This is a genomic window from Streptomyces adustus (assembly GCF_009377175.1).
Lineage (GTDB): Bacteria > Actinomycetota > Actinomycetes > Streptomycetales > Streptomycetaceae > Streptomyces > Streptomyces adustus.
In genome coordinates, this window is the sequence record NZ_VJZD01000497.1 from 1 (window position 1) to 2513 (window position 2513).

Sequence of the window (2513 nt, forward strand, 5' to 3'; positions counted from 1 at the left end):
ACCCTAGGCAGCCACCCAACCCCGCCCCATGTGCTCAAAGCCCACACTTCAGAGCGCACTCATGGGGCTCGCCCCTATGGGGTGCCCTGGTGTTCCCACCGCTCAGAGGGGGTTGGCGGGGTCGAACCAGGTGGGCCCCTCGGACAGCGCCTGCTTGATCCGGTGCATCGCGAACTCGTTCAGGTCGGGCAGCGCGTCCACCTCGAACCAGCCCACGTCGAGCGACTCGTCGTCGTTCACCCGGGCCTCCCCGCCGACGGCACGGCAGCGGAAGGTGATGTCCATGTACTGGCACATGTCCCCGTTGGCGTACGTGACCGGCGTCAGCGCCTGGACCAGGACGACCCGCTCTACGACGCAGCGCACCGCGGTCTCCTCCTCGACCTCGCGCACGGCGCACGCGGCGGGCTGCTCCCCCGGCTCCGGGATACCGCCGATGACGGACCATTTGCCGGTGTCGGAACGGCGGCCCAGCAGCACTCTGCCCGCGTCGTCGAAGACGAGGGCGGTCACTCCGGGCAGCCAGAGCAGTTGCTGTCCGGCGGAGGCCCGCAGTTCGCGGATGAAGTCAGGAGTAGCCATGGGGCCGACCCTAGCGGGTCGGCCCCATGGCTCCGTCTCGCCCATGAGGGCGTTCGGCAGGCGTACGGCTACACGCCACCGGCGCGCCGGCCGCGCACACCGGCGGCGACGGCCCAGCCGAGCCCGCCGGCCGCCACGAGGACGAGGGCGATCTCGGGCAGGATGCCCAGCCGGGTGGCGGGCGTCTCGGAGGAGCGCAGCGGCACCTTCTGCACCAGCGAGTCGGCCACGAACATGCCGGTCTTCCGGGCGATCTTCCCGTCGGGCATGATGACCGCGCTGACCCCGCTGGTCACCGGGACGGTGACGGTGCGGCTGTGCTCGACAGCGCGGACCCGGGACATGGCGAGCTGCTGGTAGGTCATCTCGCTGCGGTCGAAGGTGGCGTTGTTGCTCGGCACCGAGATCAGCTGGGCGCCGTGGGTGACGGTGTCGCGCACGGCCCAGTCGAAGGCCGCCTCGTAGCAGGTGGCGAGTCCGACCTTGGAGCCGTCCATGTCGAACACGCCCGGCTTGCTGCCCCGGCTGAAGTCCTGGCGGATCATGCCCGTCCAGTCCTTGTTGATGGCGCCGATGAGCGAACGCAGCGGAAGGTACTCGCCGAACGGCTGGATCTGCCGCTTGTCGTACGTGTCCACCGGGCCCTTCTCCGGGTCCCAGAGGATCTGCTCGTTGAAGAGCTTGCCGTCCCGCTCGACGACACCGCCGACCGAGATCGGCGCGCCGATCCGCTTCGCCGCCGTCTCGATCACGGCAGACGCGTCGGGGTTGGCGAGCGGATCGATGTCGGAGGAGTTCTCCGGCCACAGCACGAAGTCGGGCCGGGGCACCTTGCCCGCCTCGACCTCGGCGGCCAGACGCTCCGTCTCGCGCGCGTGGTAGTCGAGCACGGCGCGGCGCTGGGCGTTGAACTCCAGGCCGAGCCGCGGGACGTTGCCCTGGATGACGGCGACGGTCGCCGTGCCGTCCTCGGCCTTGTCGCTGACCAGCGGGCGGGCGGCCACCGCGGCCGCCACCGGCACGGCCACGCTCAGCAGGGCCACGGTGGCGGCGGAGCGCCGCACGGTACGGGTGCCGCGTGCCGCGACGGCCAGCCGCACGGCCTCGCACAGCCCGAAGCCGCACAGCACGACCGCGAAGCCGAGCACCGGAGTGCCGCCGACCGCCGCGAGCGGCAGGAAGACGCCGTCCGCCTGCCCGAACGCGATCTTGCCCCAGGGGAAGCCGCGGAAGGGCACCCGCGCGCGTACCGCCTCACCGGCGATCCACAGCGCGGCGGCCCACAGCGGCCAGGCGGGCAGTCTGGACACCGCGGCGACGCCCACGCCGACCAGTCCGACGAACAGGGCCTCGATCGCGACCAGGGCGAGCCAGGGGCCGGGGCCGACCTCGACACCGGTCCACACCAGCAGCGGCAGCAGGAAGCCGAGGCCGAAGAGGTAGCCGAGGCCCAGCGCCGCCTTCCAGGTCCGGTCGCGCAGCACCCAGCCGAAGACGGCGAAGGCCGGCAGGGCCAGCCACCAGAGGGTGCGTGGGGGGAAGCTGACATAGAGCAGCACTCCGGAGAGCGCCGCGGCGAGGGCCGGGACGAGGCGCAGGAGCCGACGGCCGCGCGCTGCGGGCGCGGCCGGGGGCTCCAGCTGGTCCGACTGGCCTACTGAGGTTGCGGTCACGGTCACTCCGGGAGTGTACGGCCGCTGACCTCGGCGTCGACAACACGGCCGGATGCGGGACCGGACCGGGCCCGGTCCGTGAGCGGCGGCGCGGGCGGTCGCTCGTACCCCTTGAGGCAACGTTCCTGCGGGGCACCGCACAGCTCATCCACAAACCGTCCGTCAGCCGTTACGGTGGGCCGGAGTCTCCGCCGCGGGGCCGGTCACGGCCGGTGCGGAGGCGGTCGTGCGGCGGGGGCCGGGCGACGGGACTGTCAC

At 72.5% G+C, this 2513-nt stretch carries 2 protein-coding genes; both read right to left on the reverse strand.

Features of this window, described 5'->3' with window-relative positions; genetic code table 11:
• Nucleotides 1-102: 102 nt before the first annotated feature.
• On the reverse strand, nucleotides 103-582 hold the full coding sequence (locus FNH09_RS46040; RefSeq protein ID WP_152895818.1) for an NUDIX hydrolase: 480 nt from the start codon (nucleotides 580-582) through the stop codon (nucleotides 103-105).
• A gap of 68 nt (nucleotides 583-650) precedes the next feature.
• Nucleotides 651-2261 (reverse strand): apolipoprotein N-acyltransferase, encoded by a 1611-nt coding sequence (lnt, locus tag FNH09_RS46045; protein ID WP_162470112.1) that lies wholly within the window; start codon nucleotides 2259-2261, stop codon nucleotides 651-653.
• Between the last annotated feature and the right edge of the window lie 252 nt (nucleotides 2262-2513).

What these genes read in the sequence shown, in the direction of transcription:
- FNH09_RS46040 (WP_152895818.1), bottom strand. Translation starts at nt 582, where the DNA reads ATGGCTACTCCTGACTTCATCCGCGAACTGCGGGCCTCCGCCGGACAG.